This window comes from Pectobacterium sp. F1-1 (assembly GCF_025643735.1).
Taxonomy (GTDB): Bacteria; Pseudomonadota; Gammaproteobacteria; order Enterobacterales; family Enterobacteriaceae; genus Pectobacterium; species Pectobacterium colocasium.
Window position 1 is genome coordinate 4754746 of the sequence record NZ_CP104733.1, and the last position, 18094, is coordinate 4772839.

At 50.6% G+C, this 18094-nt stretch carries 17 protein-coding genes; 15 read left to right on the plus strand and 2 right to left on the minus strand.

All coding sequences use genetic code 11. The features are described from left to right. Positions 1–118: 118 nt before the first annotated feature. Positions 119–1987: a low affinity potassium transporter Kup gene (kup, locus tag NAL19_RS21355; protein ID WP_263058391.1), complete on the minus strand. Its 1869-nt coding sequence runs from the start codon at positions 1985–1987 to the stop codon at positions 119–121. A gap of 329 nt (positions 1988–2316) precedes the next feature. Here kup and ravA point away from each other — a divergent pair, with 329 nt between their 5' ends. Both ravA and viaA read left to right on the plus strand, forming a co-directional pair. Further along, a complete protein-coding gene (gene ravA, locus NAL19_RS21360) occupies positions 2317–3816 on the plus strand; it encodes an ATPase RavA (protein WP_263058392.1) in 1500 nt (499 codons plus the stop codon). A gap of 6 nt (positions 3817–3822) precedes the next feature. Beyond that, complete coding sequence (viaA, locus tag NAL19_RS21365) at positions 3823–5301, plus strand: ATPase RavA stimulator ViaA (RefSeq protein ID WP_263058393.1); 1479 nt, start codon at positions 3823–3825, stop codon at positions 5299–5301. Here the strand turns inward: viaA and asnA are convergent. Then, positions 5298–6290, minus strand: a complete 993-nt coding sequence (asnA, locus tag NAL19_RS21370; RefSeq protein ID WP_263058394.1) for an aspartate--ammonia ligase — start codon at positions 6288–6290, stop codon at positions 5298–5300. The two genes, viaA and asnA, sit on opposite strands and share 4 nt — an antisense overlap. Positions 6291–6442: 152 nt before the next feature. Here asnA and asnC point away from each other — a divergent pair, with 152 nt between their 5' ends. From asnC to NAL19_RS21435, 13 genes are all read left to right on the plus strand, one after another. Continuing rightward, positions 6443–6904: a transcriptional regulator AsnC gene (asnC, locus tag NAL19_RS21375; protein WP_010300103.1), complete on the plus strand. Its 462-nt coding sequence runs from the start codon at positions 6443–6445 to the stop codon at positions 6902–6904. A gap of 89 nt (positions 6905–6993) precedes the next feature. After that, positions 6994–7437: an FMN-binding protein MioC gene (mioC, locus tag NAL19_RS21380; RefSeq protein WP_225086332.1), complete on the plus strand. Its 444-nt coding sequence runs from the start codon at positions 6994–6996 to the stop codon at positions 7435–7437. A gap of 391 nt (positions 7438–7828) precedes the next feature. Continuing rightward, positions 7829–9718, plus strand: a complete 1890-nt coding sequence (mnmG, locus tag NAL19_RS21385; protein ID WP_225086333.1) for a tRNA uridine-5-carboxymethylaminomethyl(34) synthesis enzyme MnmG — start codon at positions 7829–7831, stop codon at positions 9716–9718. A gap of 82 nt (positions 9719–9800) precedes the next feature. Next, positions 9801–10421 carry a 16S rRNA (guanine(527)-N(7))-methyltransferase RsmG gene (rsmG, locus tag NAL19_RS21390; protein ID WP_263058395.1) on the plus strand — a complete coding sequence of 207 codons (621 nt, stop codon included), beginning with the start codon at positions 9801–9803 and terminating at the stop codon, positions 10419–10421. A 623-nt stretch (positions 10422–11044) separates the two neighbouring features. Beyond that, positions 11045–11428 (plus strand): F0F1 ATP synthase subunit I, encoded by a 384-nt coding sequence (gene atpI, locus NAL19_RS21395; protein ID WP_180743538.1) that lies wholly within the window; start codon positions 11045–11047, stop codon positions 11426–11428. A 22-nt stretch (positions 11429–11450) separates the two neighbouring features. Continuing rightward, positions 11451–12251: a F0F1 ATP synthase subunit A gene (gene atpB / locus NAL19_RS21400; RefSeq protein ID WP_180743537.1), complete on the plus strand. Its 801-nt coding sequence runs from the start codon at positions 11451–11453 to the stop codon at positions 12249–12251. Positions 12252–12300: 49 nt separating this feature from the next. Further along, positions 12301–12540, plus strand: a complete 240-nt coding sequence (gene atpE, locus NAL19_RS21405) for a F0F1 ATP synthase subunit C (RefSeq protein ID WP_005976545.1) — start codon at positions 12301–12303, stop codon at positions 12538–12540. 63 nt (positions 12541–12603) lie between these two features. Next, entirely contained in the window at positions 12604–13074 is a 471-nt protein-coding gene (gene atpF, locus NAL19_RS21410; RefSeq protein WP_010681466.1) for a F0F1 ATP synthase subunit B, read from the plus strand. A 14-nt stretch (positions 13075–13088) separates the two neighbouring features. Next, a complete protein-coding gene (atpH, locus tag NAL19_RS21415) occupies positions 13089–13622 on the plus strand; it encodes a F0F1 ATP synthase subunit delta (RefSeq protein WP_039363754.1) in 534 nt (177 codons plus the stop codon). Between the two features lie 12 nt (positions 13623–13634). Next, positions 13635–15176, plus strand: coding sequence for a F0F1 ATP synthase subunit alpha (gene atpA / locus NAL19_RS21420; RefSeq protein WP_005976551.1), 1542 nt, complete (start codon positions 13635–13637; stop codon positions 15174–15176). Positions 15177–15228: 52 nt separating this feature from the next. Continuing rightward, positions 15229–16092, plus strand: a complete 864-nt coding sequence (atpG, locus tag NAL19_RS21425; protein ID WP_015842330.1) for a F0F1 ATP synthase subunit gamma — start codon at positions 15229–15231, stop codon at positions 16090–16092. Between the two features lie 47 nt (positions 16093–16139). Then, positions 16140–17522 carry a F0F1 ATP synthase subunit beta gene (gene atpD, locus NAL19_RS21430; RefSeq protein ID WP_263058396.1) on the plus strand — a complete coding sequence of 461 codons (1383 nt, stop codon included), beginning with the start codon at positions 16140–16142 and terminating at the stop codon, positions 17520–17522. Positions 17523–17541: 19 nt separating this feature from the next. After that, positions 17542–17961 (plus strand): F0F1 ATP synthase subunit epsilon, encoded by a 420-nt coding sequence (locus NAL19_RS21435; protein WP_263058397.1) that lies wholly within the window; start codon positions 17542–17544, stop codon positions 17959–17961. Positions 17962–18094: the final 133 nt, after the last annotated feature.

Sequence of the window (18094 nt, forward strand, 5' to 3'; positions counted from 1 at the left end):
GATACACGGTCGACCACGGGGCGAGGTATCCCTACGGGAACCTCATCCCCGTGTTTCCCTAATAACAAACAACGAGTCGCTGTCAGTGTATTAACTGATAGAAAATGAGTGGGAACACTTAAATTTCGACCTGTATCCCCAGCTCAATCAGCCTGTTCGGCGGTATTTCAAACTGATCCGCCGCTCGTAATGCATTGCGGCTGAGCATCATGAATAGCTTGCCGCGCAAGCGCAGATACCACGGGCGCTCACCGATAATCAGCGATTCATTGGACATAAAGAAAGAGGTTTCCATCATTTGGCAGGTTAACCCATCCTGCCAGCAGCGCTGAAAGACCTCTTCCACATCCGGCGTCTCACGCCAGCCATAGTTGGCAATCACGCGCCAGAACGTCGGCGAAAGCTGTTCAACCGTCACTCGACGTGCGTTCAGCACATAGGGCGCATCCTCCGTTCTCATGGTCAACAGCACCACGCGCTCGTGCAGGATTTTATTGTGCTTAAGGTTATGCAGCAGTGCGAATGGAATCACGCGAGTCGCACGCGAGAAATACACGGCGGTCCCTGGCACACGCGTCGGCGGCGTTTTCTCCAGTGACGCAATCATGGCATCCAGCGAGTTACCATGCTCATGCAGCCGACGCAGCAGCCTGAAACGCTCGCTTTTCCACGTCGTCATGATAATAAACATCACCATACCCAGCGCCAGCGGCAGCCAGCCGCCGGAGAGGATCTTGACCACGTTGGCCAAAAACATCGGCACGTCGATAACCAGTAAACCCGCCAGCAACACCCACGCCAGGTAGCGATTCCAGAGCCAATTCTTCACCGCCACCGTACAGAACAGAATGCTGGTAATCACCATCGTGCCCGTTACCGCAATCCCGTAAGCCGCCGCCAGATTGCTCGAATGCTCAAAGCTGACAATCACGATGACGACGGCGATATACAGCATCCAGTTAATGGCAGGAATATAAATCTGACCGGATTCCATATCTGACGTGTGTACGATACGCATCGGCGGTAAATAGCCCAGCCGCACCGCTTGACGCGTCAGGGAGAACACGCCGGAAATCACCGCCTGCGAGGCAATAATTGTCGCCAGCGTGGCCAATATCATCAGTGGAATCAGCGCCCAATCTGGCGCCAACAGGAAAAACGGGTTCTTGATGGCTTCAGGGTCTTTTAACAGCAACGCACCCTGCCCGAAGTAATTTAACACCAGCGACGGCAACACCACCGTAAACCAGGCCAGACGAATCGGGAATTTACCGAAGTGGCCCATATCGGCATACAGCGCCTCGACCCCGGTAATCGCCAGCACTACCGCCCCCAGCGCGAAGAACGACACCGCTTTATATTCGGCAAAGAAGCGCACGGCGTACATCGGATTCAACGCCTGCAAGACTTCGGGGTTGGCGACCACGCTGCGCGCACCCAGCACGCCAAGCGTTAAAAACCAAATCAGCATCACGGGTGCAAACAGCTTGCCGACGCTACCCGTACCGTGTTTTTGAATGATAAACAGTAACGTCAGGACGACAATCGAGAGCGGAACGATATAGCTGTCCATCGACGGCGCGGCAATTTCCAGCCCTTCCATCGCCGACATGACCGAGATGGCTGGCGTGATGACCACTTCCCCATAGAAGAAGCTGCCGCCAATCAACCCCATGATAACCAGCACGGACGTCATACGATCGGAGGTATTGCGTCCGGCTAGCGACATTAAGGTAAGAATCCCACCTTCGCCTGCGTTGTCCGCACGCATCACATAGGTCAGGTATTTCAGCGAAACAACAAGGACCAACAGCCAAAAGATCAGTGAAAGGAAGCCAAAAACCGAATCAGGTTCGACCCCAAAACCAAACTGCCCTGATAAACATTCCCTTAACGTATAAAGAGGGCTGGTTCCTATATCTCCATAAACCACCCCGATGGCCGCCAGCGTGACCGCTGGAAGCGAACGTTTATGTTCTGAGCTCATAAACCTATCTTCTGTTATTAATCAGTCCGCGAAGCGCATCGTTCACTGCAACCCGTCCAAGAGCGCACAGTATGCACAAATCAGGGTAAAAACCCATTTTTATTATGTGAATCGCCAGCTCAAGCCTCGCTGTAAAAGCGGGTTTATTGATTACTGTCGCCATTAGGTTGAATAATTCGTAAAAGTATTCTAATAAAAAACTGTGATCTGCCGTTTAATATTATTGTCTTTATAAAAGTAGGGGCTTTATGAAGTTCCGCTTTTAGTCATGCAGTGAGATTTAAAGATAAACGATTTCAGTACATCACACATGGACTAACGGATTAATTATGCGTCAAACTGCGGCATTGGCTGAAAGAATTTCTCGTCTCAGTCATGCGCTAGAACACGGACTCTACGAAAGACAGCACACCATTCGTCTCTGTCTGCTGGCCGCACTAAGCGGGGAAAGTGTTTTCCTGCTGGGGCCGCCAGGTATAGCCAAAAGTATGATCGCTCGGCGTCTTAAATTCGCTTTTCGTCATGCGAACGCGTTCGAGTACCTGATGACTCGCTTTTCCACCCCGGAAGAGGTATTCGGTCCCCTTTCCATTCAGGCGTTAAAAGACGAAGGGCGCTATCAGCGCCTGACCGCTGGCTATCTGCCGGAAGCTGAAATCGTGTTTCTGGATGAGATCTGGAAAGCGGGCCCCGCCATTTTGAATACCCTGCTGACGGCCATTAACGAGCGACGTTTCCGTAACGGCAACAGCGAAGACACGATCCCGATGCGCTTGCTGGTCGCAGCCTCGAATGAGTTACCAGAAGCGGATGGCGGTCTGGAAGCGCTGTACGACCGCATGCTCATCCGCCTGTGGCTCGATCGTGTTCAGGAAAAACAGAATTTCCGTGCACTCCTCGTGAACAACAGCAGCGAACGCGATAACCCTGTACTACCGGCTCTCAGTGTCAGCGATGAAGAGTACCAACAGTGGCAGAAAGACATTGAGCACATCGCGCTGCCTGAAGCCAGTTTCGAGTTGATTTACACCTTGCGCCAGCAGCTTGATACGCTAGAACAGGCGCCTTACATTTCCGATCGGCGCTGGAAAAAAGCCCTGCGTCTGCTTCAGGCCAGCGCATTTTTCTGCGGTCGGGATGCCATTACGCCAGTTGATATCATTCTACTGAAAGACTGTCTCTGGCATGACCAAAGCACCCTGGCGCTCATTGAGCGTCAGCTTGAGCTGTTGATCACCGAACACGGTTACCAACAGAGAAATCTGCTGTTCCGCCTACAGCAGGTGAATACCAAACGCCAGCAATACCAACGAGAACAAAGCGAATTACAGGCATTTTCAGTAGAGAAGCAGGGGCACTTCCTCGGCCGGAAAATCCACTACACGCTGCCTGAAACCATCATCACAGACACATTGGATCTGGTATTACAGCGCCCACTGATCTTGCATGATATTGAAGTCAGCCATGTGATTATTGAAAAGAATGCGCTGCAAAGTTGGCTACAGAAAGGGGGAGAGATTCGAGGTAAGCTCAACGGTATTGGCTTTACTCAACGTCTCGATCTGGCGGTGAACGATCGTCAGCATTTAACCATTCGCGACATCAGTCTGCAAACCTCCATTCTTTCTCTACCGGAAAAGCGAAACAGTGCACTTCCAGCCGAAATTACCGATGAATATGAAAAACTAAGTATGCAGTTGCGCGAACAGCGCCGCTTATTCAGCCAGCATCAGCCTTGCCTGTTTGTCCCCAGTGAGTGGTTGGCCAAAATAGAAGCCAGCCTGCAACAGGTCGCTGAGCAGATCCAGCAATCAGAGCAACAGGACTAACGCCCGATGATCACGCTGGAATCACTGGAAATGCTGCTGTCTATCGATGAAAACGAGCTGCTGGACGATCTTATCGTCACACTGCTGGCAACGCCTCAGCTCGCTTTCTTCTTTGAAAAGTATCCCAGCCTGAAGTACGCGTTACTCAACGACCTGCCTCACTGGAAAGAAACCTTAAAACAGCGCCTGCGTGCCACACAGGTACCGCCGGAGCTGGAAAAAGAATTTAGCTGCTACCAGCGTTCACAATCGATCGACAATCAGACTTTTCAGGCACGCCTGCCTGCGATTATGGATACGCTGAACAACGTGGAATCCCCCTTTCTGACACAGGCCTCACTGCTCATGGCTTCTCCAGAGCGAACCTTAGGGCAGAAGGTTACGAGCGGGCTTCACGCACTCTTTCTTCAGCGCTGGCGGCTAAGCCTCACTCTGCAAACTGTTTCACTGCATCAGCAATTGATGGATCAGGAGCGGGAAATCCTGCTGGATGAACTGCAACAACGCCTGACCCTCAGCGGCAAACTCGAACCTATTCTGGCCGAAAACGAAAATGCGGCCGGACGGCTCTGGGATCTCAGCGCCGCGCAGCGTATTCACGCCGATCCCCGTCCGTTACTGGATTTCGGCGCTTTCCTGCAACGCCAGCCTGCATTACAAAAACTGGCGGAACGCTTAGGCCGCAGCCGAGAAACCAAATCCATCCTCACGCAAGAGGCACCACAAGAAGCCTTCCGGGTCAGAGAGCGGGAACCCGCCACCGTGCCTGAGCAGGTGAGCGGCGTGCATCAGAGCGATGACATTTTGCGTTTGATGCCGACAGAGCTGGCCACATTGGGCATTAGCGAATTGGAATATGAATTCTATCGTCGCCTGCTAGAGCATCGGCTGCTGACCTATCGCTTACAAGGGGAGAGCTGGCGCGAGAAAATCACCGAGCGCCCCGTTGTCCATCAGCAAAACGAGCAGCAGCCGCGTGGCCCGTTTATCGTCTGCGTCGATACATCAGGCTCGATGGGCGGCTTTAATGAACGCTGTGCCAAAGCCTTCTGCCTTGCGCTGATGCGCATCGCGCTCGCCGATAACCGCCGTTGTTACATCATGCTGTTTTCTACCGGCGTGGTGAAATACGAACTCACGTCTGCGGATGGATTAGAGCAGGCGATACGTTTTCTCAGCCAGTCCTTCCGTGGTGGTACGGATATGAGCGCCTGTCTATCAGCGTTGTTGGATAAGATGGATGAAGCACTTTGGCATGATGCCGATGCGGTGGTGATTTCAGATTTTATTGCCCAACGATTGCCGGATGAGGTGGTCGATAAGGTGAAAAGCCGCCAGAAGCAGCTACAGCATCGTTTCCATGCTGTAGCGATGTCCGATCACGGCAAACCCGGCATCATGCGCATCTTTGACCATATCTGGCGCTTTGATACCGGGTTAAAAAGCCGCTTAATGCGCCGCTGGCAACACGGAAAAACGCATTAAAGCAGGCCGGAAACTGACTCATGCAGCGGCTGTGGCCAGACGCCGCACTGAACCTGACCAATGTGCGACAATTGCAGCAGCAGCATGACCAGGCGAGACTGACCGATTCCCCCGCCGATCGTTTGCGGCATCTCACCGCGCAGCAACGCCTGATGCCATTCCAGCTTCAGTCGTTCTTCATCCTGCGTCAGCGCCAGCTGGCGAGTGAGTGCCTCTGCATCCACACGAATGCCCATGGATGAAATCTCAAACGCATCGTTCAGAACCGGGTTCCATACGACAATATCGCCGTTCAGACCCGCCAGTTCCTGCTCGCCAGGCGTTGTCCAGTCATCATAATCCGGCGCACGCACATCGTGAGATTGCCCGCTGGACAGCTTGCCGCCAATCCCTATCAAGAAGACAGCGCCCAGTTCTTTCGCAATCGCTCGCTCACGCCCTTTGGCATCCAGATCGGGGTAGCGCTTCAGCAACGTTTCGGTATGCACAAAATGAATCTGTTCTGGCAGGAAAGGCTGAATGCCAAACGCCTGATGAACCGCAGCCTCTGTCGCCTTGATACCCTGATAAATACGCGTCACCGTCGATTTCAGGTACTCTGCATGACGCTCGCCGTCTCCCATCACGCGCTCCCAGTCCCACTGATCGACATAAACCGAGTGGATCGGGCTCAGACGATCTTCGTCCGGGCGCAGCGCCTTCATATGGGTATAAATGCCTTCACCGCTGCTAAAATCATACGCGCCCAGCGTTTTACGTTTCCATTTAGCCAGTGAGTGCACCACTTCAAAGGTGGCATCCGGCAGGGCTTTCACCTTAACCTGCACCGCTTTTTCCGTACCGGACAAGTTATCCTGCGTACCATCACCGATACGGCTAAGAATCGGTGCCTGAACTTCAATCAATCCCAGAAGTTGCTCCAGTTGGCTGGAGAAGAAAGATTTAACGAAGCTGATTTGCTGCTGTTTTTCGATGTACTGCTTTTTCATTGCCGCGTCTCTTATTCATCGTATTTAGTTATTCATTAAGCAATAAAAACCGCTAGCCATTCAATAATCTTATGGATAAATTGCTCTTGTGCTTTTAATCCGTCATTTTATAGCGGTATAAAATCATTATTCGCTAAAATAGGAGGCTCAAAGTGGCAGAAATTTATCAGATCGATAATCTCGATCGCGGCATTCTTTCCGCCTTAATGGAAAATGCGCGCACCCCCTATGCCGAACTGGCAAAACAGTTTTCTGTCAGTCCGGGCACCATCCACGTTCGGGTAGAGAAAATGAAACAGGCGGGCATCATTGTCGGCACACGTCTGGACGTAAACCCGAAACAGCTTGGCTATGACGTGTGCTGCTTTATCGGCATCATTCTGAAAAGCGCCAAAGATTATCCCTCGGCGCTGGAGAAGCTGAACAATCTGGAAGAAGTGGTCGAGGCCTATTACACCACCGGGCATTACAGCATCTTTATTAAGGTCATGTGTCGCTCGATAGAAGCATTGCAACATGTACTTATCAACAAGATCCAAACTATTGATGAAATTCAGTCCACGGAAACGCTAATCTCTCTGCAAAACCCCATCATGCGGACGATCGCGCCATAATGCTTTTTTCCTATACCCATATTATCCACAGGTAGATCCCAGCCAGATCACAGCGTACAATGTCCCGTCTTTTATCGGATGGGATCGCTATGGCAGACATTACCTTGATCAGTGGCAGTACCCTTGGCAGCGCCGAATACGTCGCAGAGCATTTGGCTGAACTGCTGGAGAAGGATGATTTTTCCACTGAACTTCTGCACGGTCCTGAGCTTGATGCACTGCCTGAAAGTGGTGTGTGGCTGGTGGTGACCTCCACCCACGGCGCAGGGGAATTTCCTGATAACCTGAAAGCGCTGTTTGATCAGTTAGAACAGCAGAAGCCCGATCTTTCTCAAGTGAGCTTCGGTGCGATAGGGATCGGTAGCAGAGAATACGACACGTTCTGTGGCGCGATCCAAACAGCGGATCGTGTACTAACCCAGTTAGGGGCGAAACGGATCGGTGAAATCCTTGAGATCGACATCACCCAGCATCAGATTCCTGAAGATCCGGCTGAAGAATGGCTAGGATCGTGGGTTAATTTACTCAAATAAGATTAAATATTCGTCAGTTGAATGTGGATAACTATACTTAATTCTGGTGTAAAAGCCGTAGTTATCCCAATAACAACCCGAGTGCGTTTTTTGTCCTGTGTATAAACCCACATTAAGATCCCAGCTTATACTGGCGAGGATCACCGATCATTCACAGGTAAGGATCAATGCCATTCTCTTGATCTTTAATGTGAATAATCACTTATCCACACAACCAGACGATCCTAATAAGAGATCTAATAAAGAGATCTTTAAATAAAAAGATCTTTCTTTAATTAACGAGGATCCAACGGACTTGGTCGTTGGCTCAAAGTTGAGTAGAATCCCCCACCCCAGGGCAAATAACGATCGTTCTCCACTCATCATTCGCAATAATGCGAGGAGCAGTACCATGTTTTATCCAGATCCCTTTGACGTCATCGTGATCGGTGGCGGTCATGCCGGAACAGAAGCTGCGATGGCTTCTGCCCGAATGGGCCAACAGACGCTTTTACTTACACACAATATTGATACGCTGGGGCAAATGTCTTGTAACCCGGCGATTGGCGGTATTGGCAAAGGCCATCTGGTTAAAGAGATCGATGCCATGGGAGGGTTGATGGCACGCGCTGTCGACCAGGCCGGTATACAGTTTAGGATACTAAACAGCAGTAAAGGCCCAGCGGTCAGAGCCACTCGCGCACAAGCGGATCGTGTGCTCTATCGCCAGGCTGTTCGCACCGCGCTGGAGAATCAACCAAACCTGATGATCTTCCAGCAGGCTGTTGACGATCTGATTGTGGAAAACGATCGTGTCGTGGGCGCAGTAACCCAGATGGGGCTAAAATTTCGTGCAAAAGCCGTCGTATTAACGGTTGGCACTTTCCTTGACGGCAAGATTCACATCGGGCTGGACAACTACAGCGGCGGGCGTGCAGGCGATCCACCTTCTATTCCACTGGCACGTCGCCTGCGTGAGCTACCGTTACGCGTTAACCGCCTGAAAACCGGTACTCCGCCGCGTATTGACGCCAGAACGATCGATTTCAGCGTGTTGGCTCAACAGCACGGCGACAATCCAATGCCCGTTTTCTCATTCCTGGGGAATGCGAGCCAGCATCCGGCACAAATGCCGTGCTACATCACGCATACCAACGAGAAAACCCATGATGTGATCCGTAATAATCTGGATCGTAGCCCGATGTATGCCGGGATCATCGAAGGGATCGGCCCGCGTTATTGCCCATCGATCGAAGACAAAGTCATGCGTTTTGCCGATCGAAACACTCATCAGATCTTTCTTGAGCCAGAAGGCCTGACCAGCAACGAAATTTATCCTAACGGGATTTCAACCAGTTTGCCGTTTGACGTTCAGTGGCAGATTGTTCGTTCAATGGCAGGAATGGAAAATGCACGCATTGTCCGCCCTGGCTATGCGATTGAGTACGACTTCTTTGACCCTCGCGATCTGAAGCCGACGCTGGAAAACAAATTTATTCATGGCCTGTTCTTCGCCGGACAAATCAACGGCACAACAGGGTACGAAGAAGCCGCTGCACAGGGCATGCTGGCCGGGCTGAATGCCGCTCGGTTGGCTGCCGATAAAGAAGGCTGGTCACCGCGTCGCGATCAGGCCTATCTTGGCGTACTGGTTGACGATCTCTGTACGTTGGGAACCAAAGAACCCTACCGTATGTTTACGTCGCGTGCCGAGTATCGTTTGATGCTGCGCGAAGATAACGCCGATCTGCGTTTGACTGAAATCGGTCGCGAGTTGGGGATGGTTGACGATCATCGCTGGGCGCGTTTCAACGAGAAACTTGAGAGTATTGAAAAAGAGCGCCAGCGCCTGCGTGATATTCACGTTCACCCACAGTCTGAGCAGTTAGAGCAAGTTAACTCGTTGCTGAAAACGCCGTTGTCCCGCGAAGCAAACGGTGAAGAGCTGCTGCGTCGCCCGGAAGTGGATTACGTTCAACTGACTGCGCTACCGCTGTTTGCTCCAGGATTAACCGACGAGCAGGCTGCTGAACAGGTTGAAATTCAGGTCAAATACGAAGGGTATATTGCTCGTCAACAGGATGAAATCGAGAAACAGTTGCGTAATGAAAATACGTTGCTGCCTGCCGATCTGGATTACAAGCAGGTTAACGGCTTGTCCAACGAGGTGATCGCTAAACTGAACGATCACAAACCGTCGTCTATCGGTCAGGCTTCACGGATTTCCGGTATTACGCCTGCGGCAATCTCCATTCTGCTGATCTGGCTTAAAAAACAGGGTCTGCTGCGCCGCAGCGCCTGATTTAAGGTAAACTTATCCCTTAAATAGCCGGTTATCCGGCTATTTTTATTATTAACCTCATATTTTTCATCGGGATATTATTGTGCGCAACACACTCGATAATCTGCTAAACGCGGCTAGCATTGTGATTTCAGATAAGCAAAAAAATCTTCTGATACAGTATGTTGACATGCTGAATAAGTGGAACAAGGCTTATAACCTGACGTCTGTACGCGATCCGCAGCAAATGCTTGTCCGCCACATCATGGACAGTATCGTGGTTGAGCCACATTTACACGGGCAACGTTTTATCGATGTCGGAACAGGGCCTGGGTTGCCGGGGATTCCATTAGCGATTGTTCGCCCTGATTCGCATTTTACCTTGCTGGATAGCCTGGGTAAGCGTGTACGTTTCCTGCGTCAGGTTCAGCATGAACTGCAACTTGAAAACATCACGCCGGTGCAAAGTCGCGTTGAAGAATTTCCGGCAGAGCCGCCTTTTGATGGCGTGATCAGTCGGGCATTTGCTTCTCTGCATGACATGATTAGCTGGTGCAGCCATCTTCCAGCCAGATCGACAGGGCGATTTTATGCGCTAAAAGGCGTACTTCCAGAGGATGAATTGTCATCCTTGCCACAAGGTGTCCTATTGGATCAGGTCGTTCGCTTATCTGTTCCCGAACTGGAAGGTGAGCGCCATTTGGTCGTGCTTAAACCAAACTAATTTTGTTTTTTATCAAAAAAATTATAACTAAATATTGCGTGTGACGTTACCACCTCATTTATCGGTGGCAACGTTCCAGAACGCATCACGATCACTGAAATTTTACATCTTCGTTTTTTCAGCGCCCTCCTTTTGCTTTCGCACTGAATAATAACGAACGAAAATAAATCATCGGCATCAAAATTTAGTTATTTTTGTGTTAATTGAGTAAAAAAACGATATCAATAATGTCAATAGGTGGTTGAAACGTTGTTTGTTACGTTTTCTGAATCGATATTTTTATAAGTTATTGAAATTAAATAAAATAAATAGATTGTTTTGCTGGCGGCAAAAAAAAGCACGTTCTGTTATAAACAGTCGAAAAGCCTTTTATGTGAGTCACATCACAGATTGGAGGCCTTTAGAAATTAATTACACCAGACGTGATCAGGGATGATTGTTAGTAAAAACGGGGCTTCAGAAAGAAATTTAAATAATTGTTCACCTTTTCGCTACTTATCGATTGAATTCGCAGGTATGACCCGTATAATTTGCTCGTTTTTTGCTGCTTGACTCAATGGTGTAAAGGCAGTTTTATACGTCATTCGGTATACCTCTGAAAAGGTACGGAGAGAGCAAACGTCATGCCTGTATCCCTTTACAGCGGAAAAGTAGCCTTCAGGCTGCTGTTGTTACAGTTAGTGACTTTTGCTTTGTTGAGTGCTGTTTTCAGCCTCAATAGCGTCAATGCTGCCGCTTCTGCATTAGGTGGGGGATTGGCAGCCTGGTTGCCGAATGTTTTGTTTGTGCTGTTTGCCTTGCGTCATCAGTCGCACAAGCCCGCTGATGGGCGTGTGGCCTGGTCATTCGCGATTGGCGAGGCGCTCAAGGTATTTATCACCATTGCACTGTTAGTGGTGGCGTTAGGCGTGTTTAAAGCGGCATTTTTTCCGCTTGGCCTGACTTATTTATCGGTGCTGATTATGCAGATCGTGGCACCGGCCGTAATTAATCGTTACCGTAGTTAACAACAAAAGGGTAAGGGACATCATGGCTGCTGGAGAAATCTCTACTCCGCAAGAGTATATCAGTCACCACTTGCACCATTTGCAGGTAGGGACGGGTTTTTGGTCGATCAACGTCGATTCGATGTTTTTCTCCATCGCTCTTGGGATCCTCTTTCTGGTTATCTTTCACCGTGTCGCTAAGCGTGCAACCAGCGGTGTGCCAGGTAAGCTGCAAACGGCCGTCGAACTGGTTATCGGTTTCGTTGATGGTACCGTGCGCGATATGTTCCATGGCAAAAGCAAACTGATTGCTCCTCTGGCACTGACCATTTTCGTCTGGGTTTTCCTGATGAACCTGATGGATCTGCTGCCTATAGATCTGTTGCCGCAAGCCTGGGCGGGTATCTATAGTCTGCTGGGATACGATCCGGCGCATGCTTATCTGCGTGCTGTGCCGACAGCTGACGTGAACATTACGCTGTCGATGGCGCTTGGGGTGTTTATCCTGGTTCTGTTCTACAGCATCAAAATGAAGGGTCTCGGTGGTTTTGTTAAAGAACTGACCATGCAGCCGTTCAACCATCCAGTATTTATTCCTATTAACCTGATTCTTGAAGGTGTCAGCCTGCTGTCCAAACCTATTTCTTTAGGCTTGCGACTGTTTGGCAATATGTATGCGGGTGAGTTGATCTTCATCCTGATTGCCGGTCTGTTGCCGTGGTGGTCACAATGGCTGTTAAATGTGCCTTGGGCTATTTTCCACATTTTGATTATTACGCTTCAGGCTTTTATTTTCATGGTTCTGACGGTTGTTTATCTCTCGATGGCATCTGAAGAGCATTGATTTTCTTTCAACAAATAACGTTTTTAACTGAAACAAACTGGAGACTGTCATGGAAAACCTGAGTGTGGATCTGCTGTACATGGCTGCCGCGTTAATGATGGGTTTGGCGGCAATCGGTGCTGCGATCGGTATCGGCATTCTGGGTGGTAAATTCTTGGAAGGTGCTGCTCGCCAGCCTGACCTGATTCCTTTACTGCGTACACAGTTCTTTATCGTCATGGGTCTGGTTGACGCCATCCCGATGATCGCTGTTGGTCTGGGGCTGTATGTGATGTTTGCGGTGGCCTAAGCAGAATGTTTTCTGCTGAGGTTAAAACATCAACTTATTTAACTTTGAAAGAGGCATTGTGCTGTGAATATTAATGCAACAATCCTCGGCCAGGCCATTGCGTTCGTCCTGTTTGTCTGGTTCTGCATGAAGTATGTATGGCCGCCTATGATGGCAGCCATCGAGAAACGTCAGAAAGAAATTGCTGACGGTCTGGCTTCTGCTGAACGTGCCAAAAAAGATTTGAACTTGGCTCAGGCCAATGCGACAGATCAACTGAAGAAAGCCAAAGCGGATGCTCAGGTTATCATCGAGCAGGCGAACAAACGCCGTGCTCAGATCCTGGATGAGGCGAAAGCTGAAGCGGAAGCTGAACGTAACAAGATTGTGGCTCAGGCGCAGGCTGAAATTGAAGCCGAACGTAAACGCGCTCGTGAAGAGCTGCGTAAGCAAGTTGCCGTATTGGCGATTGCCGGTGCCGAGAAAATTATTGAACGTTCCGTGGATGAAGCTGCTAACAGCGACATCGTTGATAAACTGGTCGCTGAACTGTAAGGAGGGAGGGGCTGATGTCTGAATTTGTCACGGTAGCTCGCCCCTACGCCAAAGCAGCTTTTGACTTTGCGGTTGAGAATCAGGCCTTGGATCGCTGGCAGAACATGCTGGCGTTTTCGGCCGAAGTAGCGCGCAATGAGCAGATTGCCGAGCTGCTTTCCGGTGCGGTTGCACCGATTGAGCTGGCGAAAACATTTATTGCCGTTTGTGGTGATCAACTTGATGAAGCCGGTCAGAACCTGATTAGGGTTATGGCCGAAAACGGACGTTTACCGGTACTTCCTGAAGTGCTGGAACAATTTATTCAACTGCGGGCGGCTCTGGAATCGACGGTTGACGTCGATGTGATTTCTGCCAACACGTTGAGTGAGCAGCAGCTGTCGAAGATCGCTGCCGCTATGGAAAAACGTCTGTCACGCAAAGTGAAGCTGAATTGCAAAATTGATAAGTCTGTCATGGCCGGCGTGGTTATCCGCGCGGGCGATATGGTGATAGATGGCAGCATTCGCGGTCGTCTGGAACGTCTGGCAGACGTCTTGCAGTCTTAAGGGGACTGGAGCATGCAACTGAATTCCACCGAAATCAGCGAACTGATCAAGCAGCGCATTGCTCAGTTCAATGTGGTGAGCGAAGCTCACAATGAAGGTACTATTGTTTCCGTCAGTGACGGAATCATCCGCGTCCACGGTCTGGCAGACGTGATGCAGGGAGAGATGATCTCTCTGCCGGGTAACCGTTATGCGATCGCTCTGAACCTGGAGCGCGACTCCGTGGGTGCGGTCGTCATGGGTCCGTATGCGGATCTGGCTGAAGGCATGAAAGTAAAATGCACCGGCCGTATTCTTGAAGTTCCCGTTGGCCGTGGCCTGCTGGGCCGTGTGGTCAACACGCTGGGCGCACCGATTGACGGTAAAGGCGCACTGGATCACGACGGTTTCTCTGCGGTTGAAGCGATTGCGCCTGGCGTTATCGAACGTCAATCCGTTGATGAGCCGGTACAAACGGGCTATAAGTCCGTTGATGCCATGATTCCAATCGGTCGTGGTCAGCGTGAGCTGATTATCGGTGACCGTCAGACGGGTAAAACTGCTCTGGCTATCGACGCCATCATCAACCAGCGTGATTCCGGTATCAAATGTGTGTACGTCGCTATCGGCCAGAAAGCCTCCACGATTTCTAACGTGGTGCGTAAACTGGAAGAGCACGGCGCACTGGAAAACACTATTGTTGTCGTTGCTACCGCGTCCGAGTCTGCTGCTCTGCAATATCTGGCACCGTATGCCGGCTGTGCGATGGGTGAGTATTTCCGCGACCGCGGTGAAGATGCGCTGATTATTTATGATGACCTGTCCAAACAGGCCGTTGCTTATCGTCAGATTTCTCTGCTGCTCCGTCGTCCACCAGGTCGTGAAGCTTATCCTGGTGACGTTTTCTATCTCCACTCCCGTTTGCTGGAGCGTGCATCGCGCGTTAACGCCGATTACGTTGAAGCATTCACCAAGGGTGAAGTGAAGGGGAAAACCGGTTCGTTGACCGCTCTGCCGATCATCGAAACGCAAGCAGGTGACGTTTCTGCGTTCGTTCCGACCAACGTAATTTCTATTACCGATGGTCAGATCTTCCTGGAATCCAACCTGTTTAACGCCGGTATTCGTCCTGCGGTTAACCCAGGGATCTCCGTATCCCGTGTGGGTGGTGCAGCACAGACCAAGATCATGAAGAAACTGTCCGGTGGTATTCGTACCGCTCTGGCACAGTACCGTGAACTGGCGGCATTCTCTCAGTTCGCTTCCGATCTTGATGATGCAACCCGTAAGCAGTTGAGCCACGGTCAGAAAGTGACCGAGCTGTTGAAGCAGAAACAGTATGCGCCGATGTCTGTCGCACAGCAGTCTCTGGTTCTGTTTGCGGCGGAACGTGGTTATCTGGAAGATGTTGAGCTGTCGAAAGTCGGTAGCTTTGAAGCGGCACTGCTGGCTTACGCCGATCGTGAGCATGGCGAACTTCTGCAACAAATCGACCAAACTGGCGCTTATAACGATGAGATCGAGGGCAAATTTAAAGGCATCCTCGATACTTTTAAGGCAACCCAGTCCTGGTAACGCCCGGTGGCCTGCTGTAAAGCAGGCCGCAAGGCTTTGAGGAGAAGCAAAGATGGCCGGCGCAAAAGAGATACGTAGTAAGATCGCAAGCGTCCAAAATACGCAGAAGATCACCAAAGCAATGGAAATGGTCGCCGCTTCCAAAATGCGTAAATCGCAGGATCGTATGGCGGCCAGCCGTCCTTATGCGGAAACCATACGCAATGTGATTGGTCACCTTGCGTTAGGAAATCTGGAATATAAACACCCGTACCTGGAAGAACGCGATGTTAAGCGTGTTGGGTATTTGGTGGTGTCTACTGACCGTGGCCTGTGCGGTGGCTTGAACATTAACCTGTTCAAGAAACTGTTGGCTGATATGAAATCCTGGAGCGACAAAGGCGTTGAAACTGATTTAGCGCTGATTGGTTCCAAAGCGGTTTCTTTCTTCGGTTCGGTAGGCGGAAACATTGTTGCTCAGGTTACCGGTATGGGAGATAACCCTTCCGTATCAGAACTGATCGGCCCGGTTAAAGTTATGCTGCAAGCCTATGACGAAGGTCGTCTGGACAAGCTGTATATCGTAAGCAACAAGTTTATCAATACCATGTCTCAGGAACCGCTTGTTGTTCAAGTGTTACCGTTACCGCCTTCGGATGACGGTGAGTTGAAGAAGAAATCCTGGGATTACCTGTATGAACCCGATCCTAAGTCGCTGCTGGATACCCTGCTGCGCCGTTATGTGGAATCTCAGGTTTATCAGGGCGTCGTAGAAAATCTGGCCAGTGAGCAGGCCGCGCGAATGGTTGCGATGAAAGCCGCGACCGATAACGGCGGTAGCCTGATCAAAGAGCTGCAGTTGGTATACAACAAAGCTCGTCAGGCCAGCATTACCCAGGAACTCACCGAAATCGTCGGGGGAGCCTCCGCGGTTTAAAGCAGGTTTACGAATTACGTATTGTCGAATTACGTAGAGGATTCAAGATGGCTACTGGAAAGATTATCCAGGTAATCGGCGCCGTGGTGGACGTCGAGTTCCCGCAAGATGCCGTACCGAAGGTGTACGATGCGCTTGAGGTAGAGAACGGCGCTGAAAAACTGGTGCTGGAAGTGCAGCAGCAGTTAGGCGGCGGCATTGTTCGTTGTATCGCAATGGGTTCTTCTGACGGTCTGCGTCGCGGGTTGAACGTGAATAACCTGAACCACCCGATCGAAGTACCGGTAGGTAAAGCAACGCTGGGTCGTATCATGAACGTGTTGGGTGATCCCATCGACATGAAAGGCGACATCGGCGAAGAAGAGCGTTGGGCTATTCACCGCGCAGCGCCAAGCTATGAAGAGCTGTCAAACTCACAGGAACTGCTGGAAACCGGCATCAAGGTTATCGACCTGATGTGTCCGTTTGCCAAGGGCGGTAAAGTGGGTCTGTTCGGTGGTGCGGGCGTAGGTAAAACCGTAAACATGATGGAGCTGATCCGTAACATCGCGATCGAGCACTCCGGTTACTCCGTGTTTGCAGGCGTGGGTGAACGTACCCGTGAAGGTAACGACTTCTACCACGAAATGACCGATTCCAACGTAATCGACAAAGTATCACTGGTTTATGGCCAGATGAACGAGCCACCAGGTAACCGTCTGCGCGTCGCATTGACCGGTCTGACCATGGCGGAAAAATTCCGTGATGAAGGCCGTGACGTACTGCTGTTCGTCGATAACATCTATCGTTATACCCTGGCCGGTACTGAAGTATCTGCACTGCTGGGTCGTATGCCTTCTGCGGTGGGTTATCAGCCGACGCTGGCGGAAGAGATGGGCGTTCTGCAAGAACGTATCACCTCAACCAAAACCGGTTCTATCACTTCCGTGCAGGCCGTTTACGTTCCTGCGGATGACTTGACTGACCCATCTCCAGCCACCACTTTTGCTCACTTGGATGCAACCGTGGTACTGAGCCGTCAGATCGCTTCTCTGGGTATCTACCCGGCCGTTGACCCGCTGGATTCCACCAGCCGTCAGTTGGATCCGTTGGTTGTTGGTCAGGAACACTATGATGTTGCCCGTGGCGTGCAGTCTATCCTGCAACGTTATCAGGAACTGAAAGACATCATCGCGATTCTGGGTATGGACGAGCTGTCTGAAGAAGACAAGCTGGTGGTATCTCGTGCTCGTAAAATTCAGCGCTTCCTGTCACAGCCGTTCTTCGTAGCGGAAGTATTTACCGGTTCTCCTGGTAAATATGTTGCCCTGAAAGACACGATCCGTGGCTTTAAAGGGATTATGGAAGGCGAATACGACCACCTGCCAGAGCAGGCGTTCTACATGGTTGGTTCCATTGAAGAAGTTGTGGAAAAAGCCAAGAAACTGTAACGCCTTGTAGGAGGGTGACATGGCTATGACTTACCATCTGGATGTCGTGAGTGCAGAACAGCAAATGTTCTCCGGTCTGGTGCAGAAGATCCAGGTAACGGGGAGCGAAGGCGAACTGGGTATTTATCCGGGACATGCCCCTCTGCTTACTGCCATTAAGCCTGGTATGGTTCGTATCGTTAAGCAGCACGGTGAGGAAGAGTATATTTATCTTTCTGGCGGCATCCTTGAGGTGCAACCGAACGCAGTTACCGTTCTGTCTGATACCGCTATCCGTGGGCAGGATCTGGATGAAGCACGTGCGCTGGAAGCGAAACGCAAAGCTGAAGATCATATCCGTAATTCGCATGGCGATGTGGATTATGCTCAGGCTTCAGCAGAGCTGAGCAAAGCGATTGCGAAGCTGCGCGTTATCGAGCTGACCAGAAAAGCGATGTAACAGATAAGCTTGCAATAATTGAAGGCCAGTCAGTTCACACTGACTGGCCTTTTTGCACTTAAGTCTATGTTACATACCAAAAATGCCTGCGAGAGCAGGCATTTTTGGTATGACAAAGTGCGTCGAGCGATAG